Below are 20,388 nucleotides of genomic sequence, written 5' to 3'. Positions count from 1 at the left end.
TCAGCGAAATCATCAGCTAAGGAAGTAACACATAGAATACCCGTCCCTCATCCATAGGCGAGGGACGGGTGGACTTGACACAGACTCTGGGCAGTTAGAACTGCATACGACAGAAATTAGGGTGAAACAAAAGCTAATTCCCAATTTTCAGGCAACCCTATAGCTTTATGGGTTACTAAGGGGTTAGGTAGAAACTCACTCCTGATAAGGTCAGCAACTTTTTGAGGCCATGTTGTTCCTGGTGAGGCGATACGCAGTAGATGGGCCATGACTAGTAACGCACCAAAGAGGTCTTCGCTCTGGAACTCGGGTAAAAGTGAAAACTCTGTTTGTGTGCGCATCGCAGATGTAGGGACTGGTGTAAAAGACTTGTTCCACAGCCTACTGTGGTGTGCACATATATTCCGAACAATGGTAAGTTGCTCAAGCCAACGCGCTAAGGGCGATTGCTTCTTCAATTTGCGCTGCTGCTCCTTAGACAAAAGAGATAAGTCAGGCACGATACCCAAATCTTCTGCGATTGCTCGTTGGTCATGCGCGAGCATTCCCTCGAACAAACGAGAAACATCAGAAAAATCTAGAACCTCAGCTAAGACCCAGAAGGGGTACTGACCACCGTACGCGGTCTTGTAGTGCTTAATAGGTTCATTGCTGCGAGCCGCACGTTTTACTCTTTTATTTGCGGTGCTAACCCAGCCAGCGTGATCGAAAGCTGGGCGGAAATAACGGGGATCTTTATAGGAAAGCGGCCCGCTAGCAACAAGCTGTTCACCAATCCGCGTGCGTAGCATTATTTCGATGCGTTCAATGCCGTCATGAACAAGAGTGCGCAATTTACGGTCAGCCTCGTAAAGAGCCACAACATCGCTGAAACAGGTCCCCTCCTGTACGACATCTGCACGTTTTCCATCTGCTCCAAACACACGAGCTGGGTACCAATAAGCAGAAAGGCGGTAATAACTAACATTCTCTAGCCACTGATAGGCAAGAGAATCATCAAGCTGCATTCCACGGCTACGCAGGGTCTCGATCTGTTGTTCAGGGGAGGTGGCCGGTTTGAGTGACTTGGGCAAGTTCAAGCTCCTGGCGTCAGATAGAGATCCAGCCCACTACCAACCAAAAATGGTGGTGCGGGCTGAACGGTTGCTACAAGACTAACATAAAAAATCCACCTAAAAAAGGTGTATGAATCATCAGATTGTAATAAGCACGTAGAAAAGCGCATAGCAAGTAAGAGTAAGCGGGACCCGTAGGGCCTCGGAGGCTACCCACCCCATCGCGTCCTTCCCCACAATCTGACTGGCCAGCAAACTAGCCGTGAGACAATAGACCCTATGGACTTCAAAGAACGCCTTAGCACCCCCGTCGTCATGGAAAACCCCCAGGCAGACCGCGTCAAAGACATCGCCAAGCTTGCCACCCGGGCAGCCCGCACCAAGACCGGGCACTTCCTGGTCGAGGGGCCGCAGGCAGTCCGCGAAGCCCTCAAAGCCCACCAGGTCAAGCCCCTGCTCGACGCCGTCTACATCACCGAACGCGCCTTCGACCGTCACCCCGACATCGTCGACCTGCTCGAAGAAGTGCACGGCACCCCCACCCCCGAGCCCGGCCGCAAGGTCTTCATGCGCATGGTGACCGAGCCCGTCCTCGCCGCCATGGCCGAGTCCGTCAGCCCCCAGGGCATTATCGCCGTTGCCTTCCAAGACGATATCGCCCCCTCCGACATCTGGGGCGAAGGGGCCATCAACCCCAAGCTCATCGCCGTCCTGGCCCGCGTGCAAGACCCCGGCAACGCCGGCACTATCCTGCGCGCCGCCGATGCCGCCGGGGCTGACCTCATCGTCACCACCAAGGGTGCAGTTGACCTCTACAATCCCAAGGCAGTGCGCTCCACCGCAGGTTCCCTCTTCCACGTGCCCGTTATCCAGGGCATCGACCTCGAAGACTTCGCCGAAGACGCCAAGGCCCAGGGCATCGGCGTCCTTGCAGCGGACGGCTACGGCAGGGTCTCCCTCGACGACCTGCAGGACGCTGCTTTCGCCCTGCGCAACGGCGTCGAACCGCGCAAGAAGGTTAAGTACGACCTGGCCAAGCCCACCATGTGGCTCTTCGGCAACGAGGCCGCTGGCCTGAGCGACGAAGAAAAAGCCGCCGCCTCCCTGCGCGTGGCCGTGCCCCTACGCGGGGCAGCCGAATCTCTGAACGTCGGTATGGCAGCTGGCGTCTGCCTCTTCGCCTCGTCCCTGGCCCAGAACCGCAAGGGCGACTAGTGGGAGAGCATCCTACTGTCGTCTACCCGGTGCAGGTGGTCGGGGCCGCTATTGTCGACTCCCTGGCTACCCCCACCCACCTGCTGGTCGGCCAGCGCTCAGCCCCGCCAGCGCTCGCGGGCCTGTGGGAGTTCCCCGGCGGCAAGGTTGAGCCCGACGAGGCCTGCGAGGATGCCCTGCTCCGTGAACTGGGCGAAGAGCTGGGCATCACCGCCCGGCTCGGCACCGAAATCACCGGCCCCCACCCCCAGGGCTGGGTGCTGAACGAGAAGGCCGCTATGCGGGTCTGGTTCGCAGAAATTACGGACGGACGCGCCACCGCCTTGCAAGACCACGCCGAGTTGCGCTGGGTTCTGCTCGATGCCACGATGCTGGAGCTGCCCTGGATCCCCGCTGACTTTCCCATTGTTGAGGAGCTGCTGGCGGGCGTCCGCGCCGCTTAAGCTGTAGCGAAGCGTCATAGAACTCGCCTCCAGCAGAAAAATAAGGTGTCTGACTTTTATCTCCGGTATGATGTGTAGTACGCAACACATCTTTTACATGGAGGTTTAGACATGTCGCAGACACCCTACGGAACTAATGATTACTCCGCACCGAACGATACCCAGGCCATGTATATGGGAGACCAGCCCGGTTTCAGCCCTGAGCCTCAGGTTGCCCCCGATGCTGAGCAAAAGCTTAAGCTCTCGCAGATGATTCTGCTGGGGAACCTGGCTGTCTATGTGATCATAGCTGTAGCTACCTATCTGCTGATTACGAAGCCGATGATGGATGCTTTCGCATCTGACCCGGAGTTTGCTGAGCTGGGTCTGGGGGGTCTAGGGGTAACGAGCACGCTTATCTCAACCGTTATCGGTGTTGCTCTCTATCTCTTGGTGTATTTGCTCATGGCTAAGCGTAAGAAGGTGGGGCGTATTCTTGGCTTCATCTTTGCGGGTATTGGAATTGCATCGAATCTTTTCAGTCTTACCATGTACTTCACCGAGATTGCGATTATGGCTCTGCTGGTGATTTCCATCGGGCTTGCTATCGCGTGGATTATTGTCGCTGCTAACAAGTCAGTCTCAACTATCCTGCGCTAGGTTTCAAGCTCTAGCTGTGCTGGGCCCTCCGGTTGAACCGGAGGGCCCATTTCTGTGCGCGCTTCATAATCTTGAATCGTGACCGGGTGGTCGTTACGCTAAAAGAAAGGAGACTGATGATTGATGAAAGAAAAAGAGAAACAGCAACTGGCCTTTAGCAGGGGAGAGGTGCCCACGGTTATCCGGGTAATGCAGGGCATTTTAGTGCTGTCGGGCATCGCCTACCTAACGTTGACGGTCACTTCCCTTGATGTCAGTGGTACACGAGGAATCGTGAGTGCTGTTATTTCAATTGCCCTCATCTCCTTGCTCTACATCTGGGTTATCCGCCGCACCGGTACCTGGCAAAAAGCAGGCGCCGCTAACCTACTCGGGTTTGTCTGCACGGTTGTCAGTACTGTCTCGCTCATTTCTCTCATCTGGACTATGCCCTCTGGTATAAATCCGGGAATTATGGCCTGCTTCTTGACGTGGTCTCTAGCCAACCTCACTTGGCTTGGCCTAACCTTCACCCCTGTTGCCCGTGCCTTCTTTGAACGGGTTGATGTTATTCCAGCGCCCTAACTGCTTGCTAGCGGTGATCTACCTGCGGGCAGCGTCCGCTCTGTTCCCATCGAGCGCGAACCTGCTTCACCTTTTTGCACTAAACTATTGTCTTGATGCCCTGGGCGCGGTAAGCGCCCGTTTCGCCCACAATGTGAAGAGAAGTGCAGATGACTGATTCTTTGCCCGAGGTGCCTGAGAACCCCACACCCTTCCAGGTGCTGGCTAACATTCGCGCCATTCTAGAAAAAGACCCCGAGAACGGTCTGGCGACCGTCCGCGAAGCCTTCACCGCCGAGTTTGAGCGTGCGCAGAAGGAAATCGCTGAAAAAACCGCTGACTTCGAAGAACTTAAGCGCGTGCGCCTGGATTTCACCGGCGATAAGGCTGGCTTCACCCTGGCTAATAAGCAGATGCGTGATCTGCGTAAGGAGCACAAGGCTGAGGTGGGTAAGCTCATGGGCCAGGCGCGCGGACGCCTGACTAAGGCTCTTGAGGCCCGTAACGCTGAGCTGGAAGAAGAGCGCGACGCTCGCATCCTGGTTGAAGAAGCTGTGGACGTCACTGCCCACACTCCCCGCCGCCGTATCGGCGGCCGCCACCCCATCAGCGTCCTGCAGGAGCAGATGTGCGATATCTTCGTGGGCATGGGCTGGGAGATTGCCGACGGCCCCGAACTTGAATCAGAGTGGTACAACTTTGATTCGCTGAACTTTAAGCCTGACCACCCGGCGCGTGAGCTGCAGGACACCTTCTTCGTGGAGCCCACCAGTGCCCACCTGATGCTGCGTACCCACACTTCACCGGTGCAGATGCGTTCCCTGCTGTCTCGTGACCTGCCCTTGTACGTGGTCTGCCCCGGCCAGGTCTACCGCACCGATGAGCTCGATGCCACTCACACCCCGGTCTTCCACCAGATTGAGGGCCTGGCCGTCGATAAGGGCCTGACCATGGCAGACCTCAAGGGCACCCTGGAGCACATGGCCCGCGCCATGTTCGGCGAAGAAGCAAAGATTCGTCTGCGCCCCAACTACTTCCCCTTCACTGAGCCTTCGGCCGAGCTGGACGTCTGGCACCCGGACGCCAAGGGCGGCCCCCGCTGGATCGAGTGGGGCGGCTGCGGCATGGTCAACCCCAACGTGCTGCGAGCAGCCGGCGTTGACCCCGAGGTTTACTCAGGTTTCGCTTTCGGTATGGGCATCGAACGTACCCTCATGTTCCGCAATGGCGTGCAGGATATGCGCGACATGATTGAAGGCGACGTCCGTTTCTCACAGCAGTTCAAGATGGAGATCTAACCCATGCGCGTACCCCTTTCCTGGCTGCGTGAATACGCACCCGTTCCGGCCGACGCAAATGCCGAAGACGTTATGGCTACCCTGGTTAAGGTTGGCCTTGAAGAAGAAGACGTTCACCGCCCGACCGATGAGTTGACCGGCCCCATCGTGGTGGGTCAGGTACTCTCGATGGAGCCCGAAACCCACTCCAACGGTAAGACCGTTAACTGGTGCCAGGTGCGCGTTGTGCCTGAGGGGCAGAAGCAGACCCTGACCGGTAAGGGCATCGAAGAGTCTGGTGTGCAGGGCATTATCTGTGGCGCCCACAACTTCAAGCCCGGTGACAAGGTCGTTGTCACCCTGCCCGGCGCTGTACTGCCCGGCGGCTTCGCTATTACCGCCCGCAAGACCTACGGCCACAAGTCAGCTGGCATGATCGCCTCCGTCAAGGAGCTCGGCATCGGCGAGGACCACGGCGGTATTCTGGTGCTCTCCACCCTGGGGCTTGACCCCGAGGTTGGCACCGACGCCATGGAGCTGCTGGGCCTCTACGACGAAGCCGCTGAAGTGAACGTCACCCCCGACCGCGGCTACGGCTTCTCCATTCGCGGTATCGCCCGCGAATACTGCCACGCCACCGGTAATGTCTTCGATGACTTCGTGCTCGACCTGGCCGCCAAGGCACCCGCTGCCAACGGTGCGGGCCTGCCCGTCACCCTGACCGACTCAGCACCCATTCACGGCAAGGACGGCGCCACCCGCTTCGTTGCCCGCTCGGTCAGCGGTGTGGACGCAACCGCCCCCGTGCCCACCTGGATGTCCTCCCGCCTGCGCCTGGCGGGCGTCCGCTCTGTCTCCCTGCCGGTTGATATCTCCAACTACGTCATGCTCGAAACCGGCCAGCCCCTACACTTCTACGATGCAGACAAGCTGGCAGGTGGCATCACCGTGCGCCGCGCCGAAGCTGGCGAGAAGCTCACCACCCTGGACGAGAAGGAGCGCGAGCTCAACGTCGAAGACCTGCTAATTACCGACGAGTCCGGCCCCATCGGCCTGGCAGGCGTGATGGGCGGGGCCTCCACTGAGGTCAGCGACTCCACCACCCGCATCGTCATTGAGGCAGCCCGTTTCGACGAGGTCTCCATCGCCCGCACCGCCCGCCGTCACAAGCTTTCATCTGAGGCATCCAAGCGTTTTGAACGCGGCGTTGACCCCCAGATTCAGGCCGCTGCCGCCCAGCGTGCCGTTGACCTGCTGGTTGAGCTGGCAGGTGCAACCGTTGATGAGGGCGTGACGGACGCCGGTGGCAACTTCAAGCCCACCGTCATCTCCCTGCCCGCCGATTACACCGCAGGCCGCATTGGCATCGACTACACCGAAGAGCAGATTGTTGGCTCTCTGGAGCAGATTGGCGCCAGCGTTGAGGTAGCCGAGGGTTCCTATGAGGTCACCGTGCCCTCATGGCGCACCGACCTGGGCGCCAAGGAAGATTTGACCGAGGAAGTTGCCCGCCTGGTGGGCTACGATAAGATTCCCTCGACCCTGCCCGTGGCCCCTCCCGGTCGCGGTTATACCGTCGAGCAGACCCTGTGCCGCCGGGCACTCAACGCCCTGGCAGCATCGGGCCTGACCGAGGTCTTTGCCTACCCCTTCGTCTCCGATGAAGATAACAACCTCTGGGCAACCCCTGTCGCCGGTGAAAAGGTGGATTCTATCCGCCTGGCTAACCCCATCTCGTCCGCCCAGGGCTGGATGCGCCGCTCCCTGCTGCCCGGTCTGACCGAGGTGCTCTCCCGCAACCTCTCCCGCGGCTTCAAGAACCTGGCCATCTACGAGACCGGCTCCGTCTTCATTCCCGGCACCCAGCTGGGGTCAGCCTCCATCCCCGGTTTGGGCGTCAAGCCTGCCGATGAGGTCCTGGCAGATTTGAACGCCGGTATTCCCGACCAGCCCCGCCATATCGCCGGTCTTTTCGCCGGTGCTGAGCACGAGGAAACCCCGGGAATCACCGCCCGTGCCTTTGACTGGCGCGATGCCCTGGACTCTGTGCTGCTGGTAGCCGATGCGGCGGGCGTGAAGCTCACCGCCCAAAACGGCGAGCACCAGGCCTTCCACCCCGGCCGCACCGCCGTGCTCAAGAATGCAGCCGGTGAGGTCATCGCCTACGCCGGTGAACTGCACCCCAAGTTGCTGGCTAAGCTCAACCTGCCTGAGCGCACCAGCGCCTTCGAGCTCAACTTCACCGCCCTGATCGCTGAGGCGGGCGAGGCAGTGCAGGCTACCGGTATCTCCGGCTACCCGGCCGCCAACCAGGATGTCGCCCTGGTCGTCGATGCCGCAGTTCCTGCCGCTGACGTTGCCGCCGCCCTGGCCGAAGGCGCAGGGGAGCTGCTCGAGGACGTCCGCGTTTTCGACGACTACCGCGGCACCGGTATCGAAGAGGGCAAGAAGTCCCTGGCCTTCGCCCTGCGCTTCCGCGCCACCGACCGCACCCTAACCGCCGACGAGGCCTCCGAGGCCCGTGAAGCCGGTGTGGCCCTGGCTGCTGAACGCTTTGGCGCGATTCAGCGAGCCTAAGCACTACAGACTCTAGAATCGGGTAGAGCCCGGCGGACGCGCGCCCGCCGGGCTCTTTGGCTGCAATGGGTGGATTGCGGGGAGGCTCAGGGTAGTACCTGGGAGGCACCGCTGAAAAAGCTGACCCTTCTGTGAGACCGATAAGCCTTTTAGCGGCTGACGCGGTAGAATGGACTTCCGCCTTTATCTAGGCAATCACCCACAACCTCTGGAGATGCACCGTGAGCGATCAGCGCTACCTCGAAGACCGCGATAACTTCGACGAAGATGACCGCACCGACGACTTCTTCACCTTCGCGGAAGAGGAAGATGGCTACGAGGAACCCCGCGGGCCGCTCGGCCCCAAGCTGGCTGCGGCGGGCATCATGATTCTGGCCTCCATCTTTGCCATTATCCTGCTGATTGGCGGTGTTCGCACCTTCAACGAGGCCCGCGCTAACGAGGGCTACGAGGGGCGCTCCTGGGTGATGACCGGTACCTTCGAAAAGGTCACCAGCGACCTGCTGGGTGATAACAACGTTGCCATCTACACCGGCAATCTGCCCGATAACACCGCTATGACCGGTAAAACTTTCATCTCTGACATTGCCGACCCGGCACAGGTTAACCCGGGGTCTACCGTGGAGTTCCGCGGCTCCCAGACCGGTACCGTGAGCGCTGACTTCCCCGAGACCGTTGATGCCCTGCTAGTGCAGACTGACGATAGCCATCTGACTGTGGCCCGTACCGGCGAAGAGGGCAGCCTGGTTCCAGTGACCGAAGATACCGTTGCATCGCAGAAGCGTAGCGCCATGATGCGTCTTGCCGGTGCGATTCTGGTTTTTGGCGCCGGTATTGCCGGTACCTTCATGATGATTCGCAAGCGCAAGAGCACCGAGGTGCTCGACTAGGTTGAGCTGTTCACCACCCCTCACCCGCAACACCAAGAGGACCACATTTTCAAAAAGGGACCGCAAATTATGCGGTCCCTTTTTGGTTTTCAGGTCCCCTTGTGAGAGGTGGAGGGGGGGATGGGGGCGGACGCGCGTGGGTGGCTTGGTGCCTGCCGGTTCACATTGCGAAACATAGTGCATAAATATTTACTACTGTGCAAAAACATGCAAAGATGGTGCTATGACTATCACCGTAGCTGTCACAGGAGCCACCGGGTATGCCGGTGGTGAGATTCTGCGCCTGCTGGCTACCCACCCCCACGTTGAGGATAAAACCGTGGCCGCGCACTCGTCCGCTGGCTCCCGCCTGGGCGACCTCGCCCCCCACCTTCGCGCCTATGCCGACCTGGTCGTTGCCGATACTACCGCTGAAGCCCTGAGCGGGCACGACGTAGTCTTCATGGCTCTGCCCCACGGGGCCAGTGCCGAGATCGCAGCCCAGCTACCCGAGAACACCCTGGTGATTGACGCCGGGGCAGACCACCGCCTAGAGAACGCCGACGCCTGGGTCAAGTTCTACGGTTCAGGCCACTCCGGCACCTGGCCCTACGGCCTGCCCGAGCTGCCCACCCTCAGCGGCAAACAGCGTGAGAACCTGGTGGGGAGCAAGCGAGTTGCTGTGCCCGGCTGCTACCCCACAGCGTCCATCCTGGCCCTGGCTCCTGGTTTTGCCGCAGGCCTGCTGGAACCCACCGATGTTGTCATCGTTGCCGCCTCGGGAACCTTCGGGGGCAGGGAAGAGCCTCAAGCCCCACCTGCTCTCAGCAGAGGTCATGGGCGGCATGAGCCCCTATGGGGTTGGCGGCTCCCACCGGCACACTCCCGAGATTGAAGAAAAACTTTCCACCATAGCGGGGGAGCAGGTGCAGATTTCCTTTACGCCCACCCTGGCTCCCATGCCCCGCGGCATTCTGGCCACCGCCACCGCGCGCGTGCGCCCCGGCGTGACCGAGGCCCAGCTGCGTGAAGCCTGGCAGGCTGCCTACGTCAGCGAGCAGTTCGTGCTTCTGCTCCCCGAAGGGCAGTGGCCCACCACCAAGAGCGTGCAGGGCTCCAACCACGCCGAAATGCAGCTGGCCTTCGACGCCCACGCCGGGCGCGTGATTGTCACCAGCGTCATCGACAACCTAGCCAAGGGCACCGCCGGAGGTGCCATCCAATCCATGAACATTGCCCTCGGGCTCCCCGAAAACGCAGGTCTGCTCCAGGAAGGACTCGCACCGTGACCGACACTATCCACCAGATCGAAGGCATCACCACCCAGGGAGTCATCTTCCCCCGGGGCTTCCGCGCCGCGGGCTTCCGCGCCGCGGGCTTCCGCGCCGCGGGCGTCCGCGCCGGAATCAGCGCCGTCGAGGGTAAAAAGGACGTCGCCCTGGTCGTCAATGACGGGCCCGTCAAACACGCTGCCGCCGTCTTCACCAGCAACCGCTTTGCCGCTACCCCCGTCCTGTGGAGCCAGCAGGTCATCAGCGGCGGGCGGGCTGACGCCATCCTGCTCAACTCCGGCGGCGCTAACGCCTGCACCGGTGCCCCGGCTTCCAAGACACGCACGCGTCCGCTGAACTCGTTGCCGACCTGCTCGGCGGCATAGCCGTCAACGCCCTTGGCCACGCCCACCCCGCCTGGGTGAAAGCCGTGAGTGGGCAGGCTGCAACCCTAGCCCACGTCTCGAACTTCTTCACCAGCCCCCAACAAATCTCTCTGGCCCACCGCCTGCTGGGTTACCTGGGCGCCGATGATGGCAAAGTCTTTTTCTGCAACCCCGGCACTGAAGCCAACGAAGCTGCCTATAAACTTGCCCGCCGCCACGGTAACCTCCACAGCAAAGGCACCATCCTCGCCCTTGACCACGGCTTCCACGGGCGAACTATCGGGGCTCTTTCCCTCACCTGGAAGCCCGCCTACCGTGAGCCCTTCGAACCGCTTCCCACCGGCATCAAACATATACCCGCTACCCTCGAAGCCCTCGAAGAAAATCTGACCGACGACGTCGCTGCCCTCATCGTCGAACCCATCCAGAGGGAGGACGGCATCCTGCCTCTGCTCGCAAGTTACCTCACCCGTGCCCGTGAACCCACCGGCGAGAACCTGCCAGACGCCATCACTCTGGCCAAGGGCCTGGGCAGCAAGATTCATCGTCAACGCCCCGGACGCCCGAACCGTCCGCATCGCCCCGGCCCTGACCATCACCGACGCCGAACTAGCGGAGTTCACCGCTGCCTTCCCAGCGATTCTGGCTGAGGCACGACAGCAGTAAATGCAGATGTGCAGGGCGTCCGCGACGTGTACTTCTATTCGTCTATTCACATACTGCATAATTATCAGTAACTGTGCATATAATGGAAGGTCAGCTGAAACGCTGCCCCTAACCCTAGGAGAAAACCGTGGTACGCCACTTCCTCAAAGACACCGACCTCACCCCCGCCGAGCAGGCACAGGTGCTCGATTTGGCTGCCTCCATGAAGGCGGATCGCTACGGCTACAAGCCCCTGGCAGGGCCCCAAACCGCCGCCGTCATTTTTGACAAGACCTCTACCCGTACCCGCTTCTCCTTCCACGCCGGTATCGCAGAACTCGGCGGCAACCCCCTGATCGTTAACCCCGGGGAGGCCCAGCTTGGGCATAAGGAAACCATTTCAGATACCGCCAAGGTGATCTCCCGCATGGTCTCCACCATTATCTGGCGCACCTACGCCCAAGCAGGGCTCGAAGAAATGGCCCAGCACTCGCGCGTGCCCGTCATCAACGCTCTCTCCGACGACTACCACCCCTGCCAGATCCTCGCCGACCTGCTCACTATCCGCGAGCACAAGGGCCAGCTGGCCGGCCTCACCATGGTTTACCTGGGCGATGCCGCCAACAACATGGCCAACTCCTACCTACTCGGTGGCGCCACCGCCGGTATGCACGTACGTATCGCCGGCCCCGACGGCTACCTCCCTGCTGACTCCGTCATCGCAGAAGCCCAGCAACGGGCAACCGAAACCGGTGGCTCAATCCTGGTCACCACCGATCCCGACCAGGCCCTGGTCGGCGCCGACGTCGTGATCACCGACACTTGGGTCTCCATGGGTCAAGAGGACGAAAAAGAAGCCCGCGCTCAGGTCTTCAAGCCCTACACCGTCACCAGCGAAGCCATGAACAAGGCCGCCGACGGTGCCATCTTCCTGCACTGCCTACCCGCCTACCGCGGCTACGAAGTCACAGCCGAAGTCATTGACGGGCCCGCCTCCGTGGTCTTCGACGAAGCAGAAAACCGTCTGCACGCCCAAAAAGCCCTCATGGCCTTCCTGCTCGCCGAGTCCAAGCTAGCCACCGACGTCCGCACAGCCCTTAGCTAAACCGACTAGAAAAAGAGAAGAAACAATGGCGATTCCCTCCACCAAAACCGCGCGGCAAGCCCGCATCATCGAGGTACTCCAAACCCACCGTGTGCGCTCACAGGCAGAACTGGCCCAGATCCTCACCAACGACGGGCTCAAAGTCACCCAGGCAACCCTCTCCCGCGACCTGGTGGAAATTGGCGCAGAGCGGGTGCGCGATGAAAAATCCGGGCTCATCTACGCCGTGCCCAACCACCCCGTCCGTCGAAGCAGTCAGGAAGGGCCCGACGCCCGCCTCGTTTCCCTCTTCAAAGAACTGCTGGTAACCGCGGAGGCCTCAGCCAACCTGGTCATCTTGCGTACCCCGCCAGGTGCAGCCCAGTTCCTGGCCTCAGCGATTGACCAGGCAGGTCTTGAGCCCTTGCTGGGATCCATCGCGGGCGACGACACCGTCATGGTCATCACCCGCGACCCCAATGGCGGTGAAAAGGTTGCTGGCCTCTTCCTAGAGTGGGCGGCCTAAGTCGTTATCCACAGCCAGACAGCGTGAATAAGCCCCGGTCTTCATCGTCGAAGACCGGGGCTGAACAACAGGGGCAGGTGGGACCCGGCGGTGCTGCCGGTCTAACCCATTACCCCTCGAAAAGCTTCTTCATCTCGTCAAACTCGAAGAACTTTGCAACGTCGGCGGGAGTCTGCGATCCAAGGGTCTCATCGGCACCGGCATCGAGCAGCATGCGGGCGATGGGCAGATTGTTACGGAAGGTAGCGCATACCAGGGCGGTCTGGCCCCGCTCGTTCAGGCGGTCAAGATCGGCACCCTCATTGATGAGCAGCTGAACCAGCTCAGCGTGTTCGTGGTAGGCAGCTAGGATGAGCAGGGTGTCGCCCTTGGCATTGGTCAGGTCAGCGGGGACGCCCTGGTCAAACAGAGATTTGAGGGCTACCGGCTTGTTGTCCCGGGCCAGGTCGAAAACCGAGTTGAGGAAGTCGATATCCTGCTCGGTCAGGCTATGATTCGCGTCTGTCATACTTTCACTTTCTCAGAAAGCAAGCCCCTTTAGCAACCCTGTCTAGACCACCCTACAGCTCATGCCAACCTTATTTAGAACTTTCGTTCAGAAGCTTTAGACAGGCTTGTATGAAAGAATGGGCGAGGCCGGTTAGGCCCCCTAAGGAAAGGCTCCCTGTGAATACCAAAGACGCTCAGCAGACACCCGATTCCTCACCCCAGAACAATATTGCGGCCCTGCTGCAGGCCCGCGCGGCCGAAGACCGCACTGCCCTGACCTGGGCCGGTGGGGCCATGAGCTATCGACAGCTAGCGCAATATACGGGCAGCTTGCGTAGCTGGTTGCGTGAGCGCGGAGTGGTAGCCGATGACCGGGTGGCCTTGGCGCTACCCAATGTGCCTGCGATGGTGGGCCTCTACTACGGTGCCCTGTCCCTGGGGGCTGTGGTAGTACCCATGCATCCGCTGCTCTCAGCCCGCGAAGCTGCTTATCAGGTGCAGGACGCCGGTGCTCGGCTCCTTGTTGCAGCCGCCGGTACTCGGGTGGGCCAGGAGCTGGACCAGATTCGTGATGAGGTAGGAGGGCAGGTAGCGCTTGAGGTGCTTTCACCCGAGACCATGTTTGGCGCGGACGCTCCTACACCGCAGGCCTGGGAACCCCAATCGGTTGCCACCGACAAGCCTGCCGTTATTCTCTACACCTCGGGAACCACCGGGGCCCCCAAGGGCGCAACCCTCACCCACGCCAATATGCTGTCTAACGCCCTGACCTGTGTAGATGTTTTTGGTTTTACAGCGGATGACGTGATTTTCGGTGGACTGCCTCTTTTCCACGCTTTCGGCCAGACCGTTTCGATGAACGCCGTTCTGGCTGCCGGTGCCGCTATAGCCCTACTCCCGCGCTTTACCCCGGGTGGCGCAGCCCAGCTCTGTGCAGCTGCGGGCGTCACCGTCTTCGCCGCCGTTCCCACCATGTATAGTGCCCTGGCAAGCTACCTGGGCACCGACCCGGCCCTTGCGCACCGCCTGCAGGGGCGCGTCCGCTTTGGTATTTCAGGGGGTGCCGCCCTGCCCGCCTCGGTGCACGCGGAGATCGAGCAGCTAGCGTCCTTCCCCATCTACGAGGGCTACGGGCTGAGCGAAACAGCCCCGGTCGTTTCCTTCAACCGGGCAGAATACGGCCTGGTGATGGGGTCGGTAGGGCGGGCTTTACCAGGGGTTGATGTGAAGGTCGTTGACCGTCAAGGGCAGGAGCTTGCTGCCGGTGAGCCGGGTGAACTGTGGGTGGCTGGCCCCAACGTGATGGCCGGTTACTGGAATAACGCCCAGGCTACAGAGGCAGTGATGTCGGGGCGCTGGTTTGCCACCGGAGACGTTGCCTACCTTGATGAGCAGGGCAATATCTTTATCGTTGATCGCCTCAAAGACATGATCTTGCGTAACGGTAACAGTGTTTACCCGCGGGAAATTGAGGACGTTCTTTACATCCACCCGCAGGTGCGTTTAGCGGCGGTTGTCGGCCAGCCCTCAGAAACGGTGGGAGAAGAGGTAGTAGCCGTTATTGTCCCCAGAGAAGAACTGACCCCTGAGCAGACTAGCGACCTTGAAGCTGCTCTCGATAACCTAGCCCGCGCTGAACTTGCCGCCTACAAGTACCCGCGTCGCTATGTCTTCAAAGAGGAGCTACCACTGGGGCCCACCGGCAAAATCTTGAAGCGGGTACTGGCAGAGGCTCTCACCCAGGAAGCCTAGGGGAGAGCTTCTACCATTCGCCGGTTACCTTAGGCGGCAGCCAGCTGCGCCCGACGGGACTGCATGGAGGCTGAGAGGGAAGCACCCAGCAGAATCATGCGGAAGGTGCGCTCTGCCGAGTCGGTCAGCAGCTCTTCACCGTTGATTAGGGCATCTTCGAGATCCATGGGCAGGGGGATGATCGAGGCAAAGGCATCGATGCCGGCATCGTGTACGCGGTAGGCTTTCTTACCGATAGAGCCAGCCAGGGCCAGCACAGGAGCACCAGAGCCCTGGGCGCGGGCGGCGATTTCTGCAGGAACCTTGCCCTTGGGGGTCTGGAAGTCGATAGCGCCTTCTGCGGTGACAATAAGGTCAGCGTGGCGGATTTCTTCGTCGAGATTGATGCCGGCCAGACCGGAGTCGATGAGCGCTTCAAAGCGGGGGGTGAGTTCGGCACCGATAAAGGCCAGTCCTGCCCCTAGACCGCCGGATGCGCCGGTGCCCGCCCCGGTGTGGAAGTTCATCTGCAGCTTGCCGTCGGTCATGTCCTCGTAGGTTTCCTCCAGCAGGTTAGCCCAGTGGGTCAGGGCCGCATCCAGCTGTTCAACCTGTTCGGGGGTGGCACCCTTCTGGGGACCAAAGACGCGGGCAACGCCCTTGGGGCCGGTCAGGATGTTGTGTTGGTTGAGAGCCAGGACGATGCGCACCTGGGCCAGGCGGGGGTGCAGGCCGGAGTAGTCGATGGACGCTGCCTCGGTCAGGTGAGCGCCGCCGAGGGGGATTTCTTCACCGGCCTCGTTGAGGATGCGGGCACCCAAAGCTGAGAGGGCACCGGCACCGCCGTCTGAGGTGCCTGAGTCGCCGCAGCCTACCAGCACGGTGTGTACATCGTCGTTATCGAGTGCCGCAGCAATGAGCTGCCCCACCCCGTAGGTGGTGGTTTCAGCGGGGTTACGCAGGTCCTTAGGTACCAGGGAGAGCCCTGCTGCCGCTGCCATTTCAACGACCGCGACGCCGTCCTGGGCCCCGCCGAGCAGGGCGTAGTGGGAACGAACCTGCTGGCCTACGGGGCCGGTGACCTTGGTGTGCACGAGCTTGCCGCCGGTGGAACCAGCCAGCATCTTGGCGGTACCTTCACCGCCGTCTGGAATCGGCATGGTCACGGTGTTGACACCGGGAATCACGCGGCGGATACCGGAAGCAATGGCGTCCGCTACAACATCAGCTTCGAGGGAGCCCTTGAAACCGGAAGGGGCGATCAGAATACGCTGGGGAATGGACATAGTCATGGTGTTTCTCCTTGTAAAGGTGTGGTGATTTAGAGGTAGAGGGGCAGGCCCAGGGCCGGCCAGATGAAGAAGGCGAAGCCGGCAATGAGTGCTGCGTGGAGTGGGGCCAGCCAGGCTGAAAGCTTGAGAAGGTCGGATGGGGTGTAGGTGGGGCGGCCGTCAATGGTGGCAAAGAGGGCTACCGGCTTTGCGCTGGAGGTCAGCGTGTGGCAGAAGCCGGCGGCTGCGGTTGAGATGAAGGCGGCTGCTACCGGGTTGACGCCCAGAGGAATCGCGGCGGTGATAATCAGGGGGACGAGCACAGCCGAACGGGCTGAGCGGGACTGAATCACCAGGTGGGCCACCGTCGAGAGGGCAATGACCAGAAGCACGAAGGCTGCCGCGCCGCTGCGTCCTAGCCCTGAAACCGGGGAGAAGATTGACTCTGCCAGCCAGGTTGCGGCCCCCGATTCTGAGAGCGCGGTACCAATGGCCAGGGTCGTGGCCATGAAGATGAGCATGGGCCAGGGAGCCTTTTTGAGAGCGGCAGCGAGCTTGACCGAACCGAAACGGGGAGCGCTGGCAGCCAGGGCACCGAGCACGGCCACAATCACCGGGTCTACCCCGTGGAAGGACTCTGTGCACCAGAGCAGGATTGCAAGGCCGAGTACCAACGCGATGTTTTTCTCTGCCTGGGTGAGAGAGCCTCGTACGGGAGTGCCGCCTTCGGTTTCAAAGTCTGTAAGGTCGATATGTAGTTTTGCCGGGGCGTCGTCTCGGGTGGGGAAGAGGATGAAGACCAGCTCGGTGACCAGGAGCGAGGCGAACAGACCCAGCCCTGAGCCCAGAACCATCCACTCTAAGAAGCCGATGGTTTCTAGTCCGTAGGCCACCAGGATTTCGGCGGTGACCAGGTGGGCACCCGCTCCGATAAAGCTGGCTACGGCAGAAACCAGGATCGTTGAGGGAGCCAGAATACCCAGAGCCTTGACCAGCTTGGGACGGTCGGGCATAGCCTCAGCCATAGCCAGGTAGATCGGCAGAGCAAGTGCGGCACGCCCTGAGGGGGAGGGCACCAAGTAGACGGTCAGAAAGAGCGCCAGGTTGTAGAGGTGGGCCAGCTGACGCGGGGTGCGGGCTAGGGCGACGAGCCGGGCGGTGAGACGGCGGGTCAGACCGGACGCGGTCAGAGCCTGAGCCATTACCACAGCTGCCACCAGCAGCCAGACGGCTGAGGTGCCCAGCGAGGCTGTGAATTGATCGGTGCTGATAATGCCGGTTAGAACCAGGGCTACAGCTGCTGCCAGCGAGACGTAGGTATCTGAGAGAGGGCTAAAAACCCAGGCCCAGATAGCAAGAATAAAGATAGCTAGGGTCAGCGCGCCTTCAAGTGAAAGCTCGGTGGAGGTCAGTCCGGTGATAGAAGTAGCGCCGATGAGGAGTACAGCAACAAAGAAGGAGACCAGTAGCTTGCCGGTGATGAAGCTGGGTTTGACGATGGCGAGGGGAGCAGTGATGACGGCAGGTTCCTGCGCCGGCGCATTGGTGGATGAGTAGAGAAGTTTCATACGAATCGGTAGCCTGCCCCTCGAACGGTGGCGATGTAGTCATCACCAATTTTTTTGCGGAGTGCGCGAATGTAGACGTCAACGATGTTTGAATTGGGGTCGAAATCCATGCCCCAGACCTGCCCCAGGAGCTGCTCTCGGGAGAGCACCTGGTTCTTGTGCCTCATGAAGGTCTCTAGCAGGGCGAATTCACGGCTGGTGAGTTCAGCGATAGTGCCGTTGACGGTGACCTGGCGGGTCAGCACGTTAAGCTCAAGGTTACGGTGGGCCAGGGTCGAGGCGTTGGTTTCTTCGCGGTTGGTGTCGAGCAGGCGCAGTCGGATGCGGGCGAGCAGCTCAGCGAACTGGAAGGGCTTGGTCATGTAGTCGTTGGCGCCGTTTTCAAGACCTTCGAGGGTGTCTGAAACGGAGTCACGGGCGGTGAGCATGATGATGGGGGTGGTGATGCCCTCAGCCCGCAGGGACTTCATGATGGTAAATCCGTCCATACCGGGAAGACCCACATCGAGGATGATGAGGTCGAAGTCGCTGACCTTGGCCAGGGCGTAGGCGGAGCGGCCTTCGTCAATCAGGGTTGAGGTGTAGCCGGCTGATTTCAGGCCCTTGACGATAAAGGACGAGATGCGCGGGTCATCTTCAACGATCAGGATATGGCTCATGGCGGGGCTTCTTTCTGATGGTGCGGTCGGGTCTAAGAGTTTTATTTGGTCCAGCTGGGGTAGCGAACGCTGGAGACGTTGTCTGCTAGGGCGTCGGTGTCGTCCTTGCCGCTCTCTGCGGGGGCGTTGACCGGCAGGGTGATACCAAAGATTGCCCCGATTCCGTCGTCGGGCTGGGCAATCCATACGGAACCCTCGTGGGCTTCTGCAATGGAGCGGACGATGGCCAGCCCCAGACCTGCTCCCACCGAGTGCTTTTTGGCGGTGGCGGGGTTCTTCGCGTTGTTGCGTTTGAAGCGTTCGAAGAGGGTGGCAGCGTCTTCTGCACTGACGCCGGGGCCCTGGTCACGTACCCAGAGCTTGAGTTCACGCTGTGGGCCTGTTCCCTCGAAAGCTGAGCCGATAGAAATGGTGGTTCCCTCGGGGGAGTACTGGGCAGCGTTGGCGCAGAGCTGCACCATAGCCTGGGTGATGCGTTGTTCATCAAGATCAACCTCACCTTCGGCAATATCTGAAATCATCCAGCGGTGGTCGGTGAAGGCCTGCACCTTTGAATCGAGGGTGATCATCAAATCTGCTACGTCGACCGGGTGGGGAGAGACAAAGTCCGGACGCTCCGACTTGGCCAGGGTGAGCAGGTCAGCGACGATACGCCCCATGCGTTCTAGTTCGTCGTCAACCAGCTGCAGGGTCTGGTCCTGTTCCTCGGTGCGGTCCATGAGCTCAAGGTGACCGCGCACGATGGTGATGGGGGTGCGCAGCTCGTGGCTGACATCGTCCATAAACTGGCGTTCAATCATGGCTGACTCCTCCAATCTGTCAAGCATCTGGTTAAAGGTGTGGCCCATTGCGGCCACGTCGTCATCGCCCTTGACGGCGACTCGACCTGAAAAGTTTTTATCGTTAATGGCTTGGGCTACGGTGCGTAGGCTGCGAATCGGTTTGGTGATTCTGCCTGCAACCAGCCAGGCGATGAGCACGGTAGCTACCAGCCCACCGAGCCCTACCCAAATCATGGTGACGATGGTGTGTTGCACTGCATCGAGCTCAGGCTGGATGTATCCCACAACAATGAGGTGCCCGGTTTGGGTTCCGGTATCGGTGTTGAGGGTGACCTCCATCTTGCCCCAGTGAACCGGGCCGGCCGGGGTCTGCTCAATCCCCGACGTCCGCTCGTAGCCTGTGATGAGCGCCAGTAGATTCTGGTCCTGGTGGAGCCTGTAGCCGGTTTCTTCGGCGTAGTCTTGCTGCTCTTCGATGAAAATGACTTGGTTGCTGGTTACACCGATGAGCTGTTCTGAATAGCCGGTGAACTGGCGGGAGACAAAGGCTGTGAGCATCTGGTCTAGGTCTTCGAAGGGGGCAGCGGTGGTGGGGTCTACTCCGAGTTCAGCGAAGGTGCGGAACTCTGAAATTTCGCTTTCGGTGCTTGCTACGGCGTTGGTGCCTACCTCACTGATGAGAATCTCCCGCACTGTGAAGATCAGGCCGGTGATGATGAAAGCCGTGACCAGAACCATCCAGGCTACGATGCGCAGGCGCACTGACCCGGTGCGCTGGTTCTGCACACTGGTCTGCTCCTGTGAGTGATGCTTGGACCGGAGCTTTTTGAGGGGGTTAGTCATGGTGGCCATCGTCATCGACCTCGTAGTCGTCGTCATCGTCCTCCGGTGCCGGGGCTGGCGCGGGTGCCTGCTCCACGACGACGGGGGCGGGGGCTGGCTCGACAACCACAGGTGCCGGTGCCTGTTCCACGACCGCGGGGGCTTCTTCAGCCGGGGTGGCCTGGTCAGCTGCCTGCTTCGTAGTGGGCTCAGGGCTGGGGCTCTCGCTTGTCGCCGACGGCGATGAGCTAGCAGAGGCGGGCGCTGACGAGCTGGGGGAGGTGGTGCGGTCAAGGACGATGGGGTCTACCTCATAGCCGAGCTGGCCTCGAAAGCTTATGAGTAGAGCGAGAGCGGCAACCATTCCAACAGCTGCTAGAAGCAGGATTCCGAACATGTATTTCTTGAGCATGTTTCTAGTGTGGCAGTTGTCTTTAAAGGTTCTGTGAGTATTCCATTAAGGTTTTTTCATTTTCGGGTGCGCGTTTCTCTTGCCGGTTCTGGGGTAGCGCGCGATGATAGTAGCGCGTATCATT

The 20,388-nt window shown here is 60.4% G+C and carries 16 protein-coding genes and 3 pseudogenes; 12 read left to right on the top strand and 7 right to left on the bottom strand.

What is annotated here, in order from left to right; translation table 11 throughout:
• Window positions 1-116 precede the first annotated feature (116 nt).
• A complete protein-coding gene (locus QM007_RS08030; RefSeq protein WP_283489476.1) occupies window positions 117-1,073 on the bottom strand; it encodes an Abi family protein in 957 nt (318 codons plus the stop codon).
• A gap of 261 nt (window positions 1,074-1,334) precedes the next feature.
• Here QM007_RS08030 and QM007_RS08025 point away from each other — a divergent pair, with 261 nt between their 5' ends.
• From QM007_RS08025 to QM007_RS07975, 11 genes and pseudogenes are all read left to right on the top strand, one after another.
• The gene (locus QM007_RS08025; RefSeq protein ID WP_283489475.1) at window positions 1,335-2,270 is read left to right on the top strand and encodes a TrmH family RNA methyltransferase; all 936 of its coding nucleotides are present in this window, start codon (window positions 1,335-1,337) and stop codon (window positions 2,268-2,270) included.
• Window positions 2,270-2,713: a (deoxy)nucleoside triphosphate pyrophosphohydrolase gene (locus QM007_RS08020; protein WP_283489474.1), complete on the top strand. Its 444-nt coding sequence runs from the start codon at window positions 2,270-2,272 to the stop codon at window positions 2,711-2,713. The genes QM007_RS08025 and QM007_RS08020 overlap by 1 nt, the downstream gene beginning before the upstream one ends.
• A gap of 111 nt (window positions 2,714-2,824) precedes the next feature.
• Complete coding sequence (locus QM007_RS08015; protein ID WP_283489473.1) at window positions 2,825-3,352, top strand: hypothetical protein; 528 nt, start codon at window positions 2,825-2,827, stop codon at window positions 3,350-3,352.
• Window positions 3,353-3,475: 123 nt separating this feature from the next.
• Complete coding sequence (locus QM007_RS08010; RefSeq protein WP_283489472.1) at window positions 3,476-3,916, top strand: hypothetical protein; 441 nt, start codon at window positions 3,476-3,478, stop codon at window positions 3,914-3,916.
• Between the two features lie 149 nt (window positions 3,917-4,065).
• Window positions 4,066-5,193, top strand: coding sequence for a phenylalanine--tRNA ligase subunit alpha (pheS, locus tag QM007_RS08005; RefSeq protein WP_185173242.1), 1,128 nt, complete (start codon window positions 4,066-4,068; stop codon window positions 5,191-5,193).
• Window positions 5,194-5,196: 3 nt separating this feature from the next.
• Window positions 5,197-7,749 carry a phenylalanine--tRNA ligase subunit beta gene (gene pheT, locus QM007_RS08000; protein ID WP_283489471.1) on the top strand — a complete coding sequence of 851 codons (2,553 nt, stop codon included), beginning with the start codon at window positions 5,197-5,199 and terminating at the stop codon, window positions 7,747-7,749.
• A 221-nt stretch (window positions 7,750-7,970) separates the two neighbouring features.
• Window positions 7,971-8,639, top strand: a complete 669-nt coding sequence (locus QM007_RS07995; protein ID WP_283489470.1) for a hypothetical protein — start codon at window positions 7,971-7,973, stop codon at window positions 8,637-8,639.
• Window positions 8,640-8,862: 223 nt separating this feature from the next.
• Window positions 8,863-9,907 (top strand): annotated as a pseudogene (gene argC, locus QM007_RS07990) (N-acetyl-gamma-glutamyl-phosphate reductase).
• 44 nt (window positions 9,908-9,951) lie between these two features.
• Window positions 9,952-10,808, top strand: a pseudogene (locus QM007_RS07985) (bifunctional ornithine acetyltransferase/N-acetylglutamate synthase); the annotation flags it as partial.
• A gap of 260 nt (window positions 10,809-11,068) precedes the next feature.
• A complete protein-coding gene (gene argF, locus QM007_RS07980) occupies window positions 11,069-12,025 on the top strand; it encodes an ornithine carbamoyltransferase (protein ID WP_283489469.1) in 957 nt (318 codons plus the stop codon).
• A 16-nt stretch (window positions 12,026-12,041) separates the two neighbouring features.
• Window positions 12,042-12,530 (top strand): annotated as a pseudogene (locus QM007_RS07975) (arginine repressor); the annotation flags it as partial.
• A 109-nt stretch (window positions 12,531-12,639) separates the two neighbouring features.
• Here the strand turns inward: QM007_RS07975 and QM007_RS07970 are convergent.
• Window positions 12,640-13,038, bottom strand: a complete 399-nt coding sequence (locus QM007_RS07970; protein ID WP_283489468.1) for an ankyrin repeat domain-containing protein — start codon at window positions 13,036-13,038, stop codon at window positions 12,640-12,642.
• Between the two features lie 158 nt (window positions 13,039-13,196).
• Between QM007_RS07970 and QM007_RS07965 the strand changes: the two genes are divergently transcribed.
• Window positions 13,197-14,771 (top strand): AMP-binding protein, encoded by a 1,575-nt coding sequence (locus QM007_RS07965; protein ID WP_283489467.1) that lies wholly within the window; start codon window positions 13,197-13,199, stop codon window positions 14,769-14,771.
• 29 nt (window positions 14,772-14,800) lie between these two features.
• Here the strand turns inward: QM007_RS07965 and QM007_RS07960 are convergent, their stop codons facing one another.
• The 5 genes from QM007_RS07960 to QM007_RS07940 are packed head-to-tail and all read right to left on the bottom strand — an operon-like array spanning window position 14,801 to window position 20,264.
• Window positions 14,801-16,042: a glycerate kinase family protein gene (locus QM007_RS07960; protein WP_283489466.1), complete on the bottom strand. Its 1,242-nt coding sequence runs from the start codon at window positions 16,040-16,042 to the stop codon at window positions 14,801-14,803.
• 29 nt (window positions 16,043-16,071) lie between these two features.
• The gene (locus QM007_RS07955) at window positions 16,072-17,589 is read right to left on the bottom strand and encodes an SLC13 family permease (protein ID WP_283489465.1); all 1,518 of its coding nucleotides are present in this window, start codon (window positions 17,587-17,589) and stop codon (window positions 16,072-16,074) included.
• Complete coding sequence (locus QM007_RS07950) at window positions 17,586-18,248, bottom strand: response regulator transcription factor (RefSeq protein WP_185173230.1); 663 nt, start codon at window positions 18,246-18,248, stop codon at window positions 17,586-17,588. The genes QM007_RS07955 and QM007_RS07950 overlap by 4 nt, the downstream gene beginning before the upstream one ends.
• A 41-nt stretch (window positions 18,249-18,289) precedes the next feature.
• Window positions 18,290-19,873 carry a sensor histidine kinase gene (locus tag QM007_RS07945; RefSeq protein ID WP_283489464.1) on the bottom strand — a complete coding sequence of 528 codons (1,584 nt, stop codon included), beginning with the start codon at window positions 19,871-19,873 and terminating at the stop codon, window positions 18,290-18,292.
• Window positions 19,866-20,264, bottom strand: coding sequence for a hypothetical protein (locus tag QM007_RS07940; protein WP_283489463.1), 399 nt, complete (start codon window positions 20,262-20,264; stop codon window positions 19,866-19,868). Before QM007_RS07940 ends, QM007_RS07945 begins: the two co-directional genes overlap by 8 nt.
• Between the last annotated feature and the right edge of the window lie 124 nt (window positions 20,265-20,388).

It is taken from the genome of Rothia sp. SD9660Na (assembly GCF_030064065.1).
Classification (GTDB): Bacteria; Actinomycetota; Actinomycetes; order Actinomycetales; family Micrococcaceae; genus Rothia.
Note: the sequence above shows the minus strand (reverse complement) of the source record. Positions and strands in the feature narration are given on the sequence as shown.

Excerpts from the sequence above, each read along its gene's own strand:
- QM007_RS07945 (WP_283489464.1), bottom strand. The coding sequence starts at position 19,873 with ATGACTAACCCCCTCAAAAAGCTCCGGTCCAAGCATCACTCACAGGAG.
- pheS (WP_185173242.1), top strand. The coding sequence starts at position 4,066 with ATGACTGATTCTTTGCCCGAGGTGCCTGAGAACCCCACACCCTTCCAG.
- QM007_RS07955 (WP_283489465.1), bottom strand. The coding sequence starts at position 17,589 with ATGAAACTTCTCTACTCATCCACCAATGCGCCGGCGCAGGAACCTGCC.
- QM007_RS08010 (WP_283489472.1), top strand. The coding sequence starts at position 3,476 with ATGAAAGAAAAAGAGAAACAGCAACTGGCCTTTAGCAGGGGAGAGGTG.
- QM007_RS07950 (WP_185173230.1), bottom strand. The coding sequence starts at position 18,248 with ATGAGCCATATCCTGATCGTTGAAGATGACCCGCGCATCTCGTCCTTT.
- QM007_RS07960 (WP_283489466.1), bottom strand. The coding sequence starts at position 16,042 with ATGACTATGTCCATTCCCCAGCGTATTCTGATCGCCCCTTCCGGTTTC.
- QM007_RS07940 (WP_283489463.1), bottom strand. The coding sequence starts at position 20,264 with ATGCTCAAGAAATACATGTTCGGAATCCTGCTTCTAGCAGCTGTTGGA.
- QM007_RS07970 (WP_283489468.1), bottom strand. The coding sequence starts at position 13,038 with ATGACAGACGCGAATCATAGCCTGACCGAGCAGGATATCGACTTCCTC.
- QM007_RS08025 (WP_283489475.1), top strand. The coding sequence starts at position 1,335 with ATGGACTTCAAAGAACGCCTTAGCACCCCCGTCGTCATGGAAAACCCC.
- pheT (WP_283489471.1), top strand. The coding sequence starts at position 5,197 with ATGCGCGTACCCCTTTCCTGGCTGCGTGAATACGCACCCGTTCCGGCC.
- QM007_RS08015 (WP_283489473.1), top strand. The coding sequence starts at position 2,825 with ATGTCGCAGACACCCTACGGAACTAATGATTACTCCGCACCGAACGAT.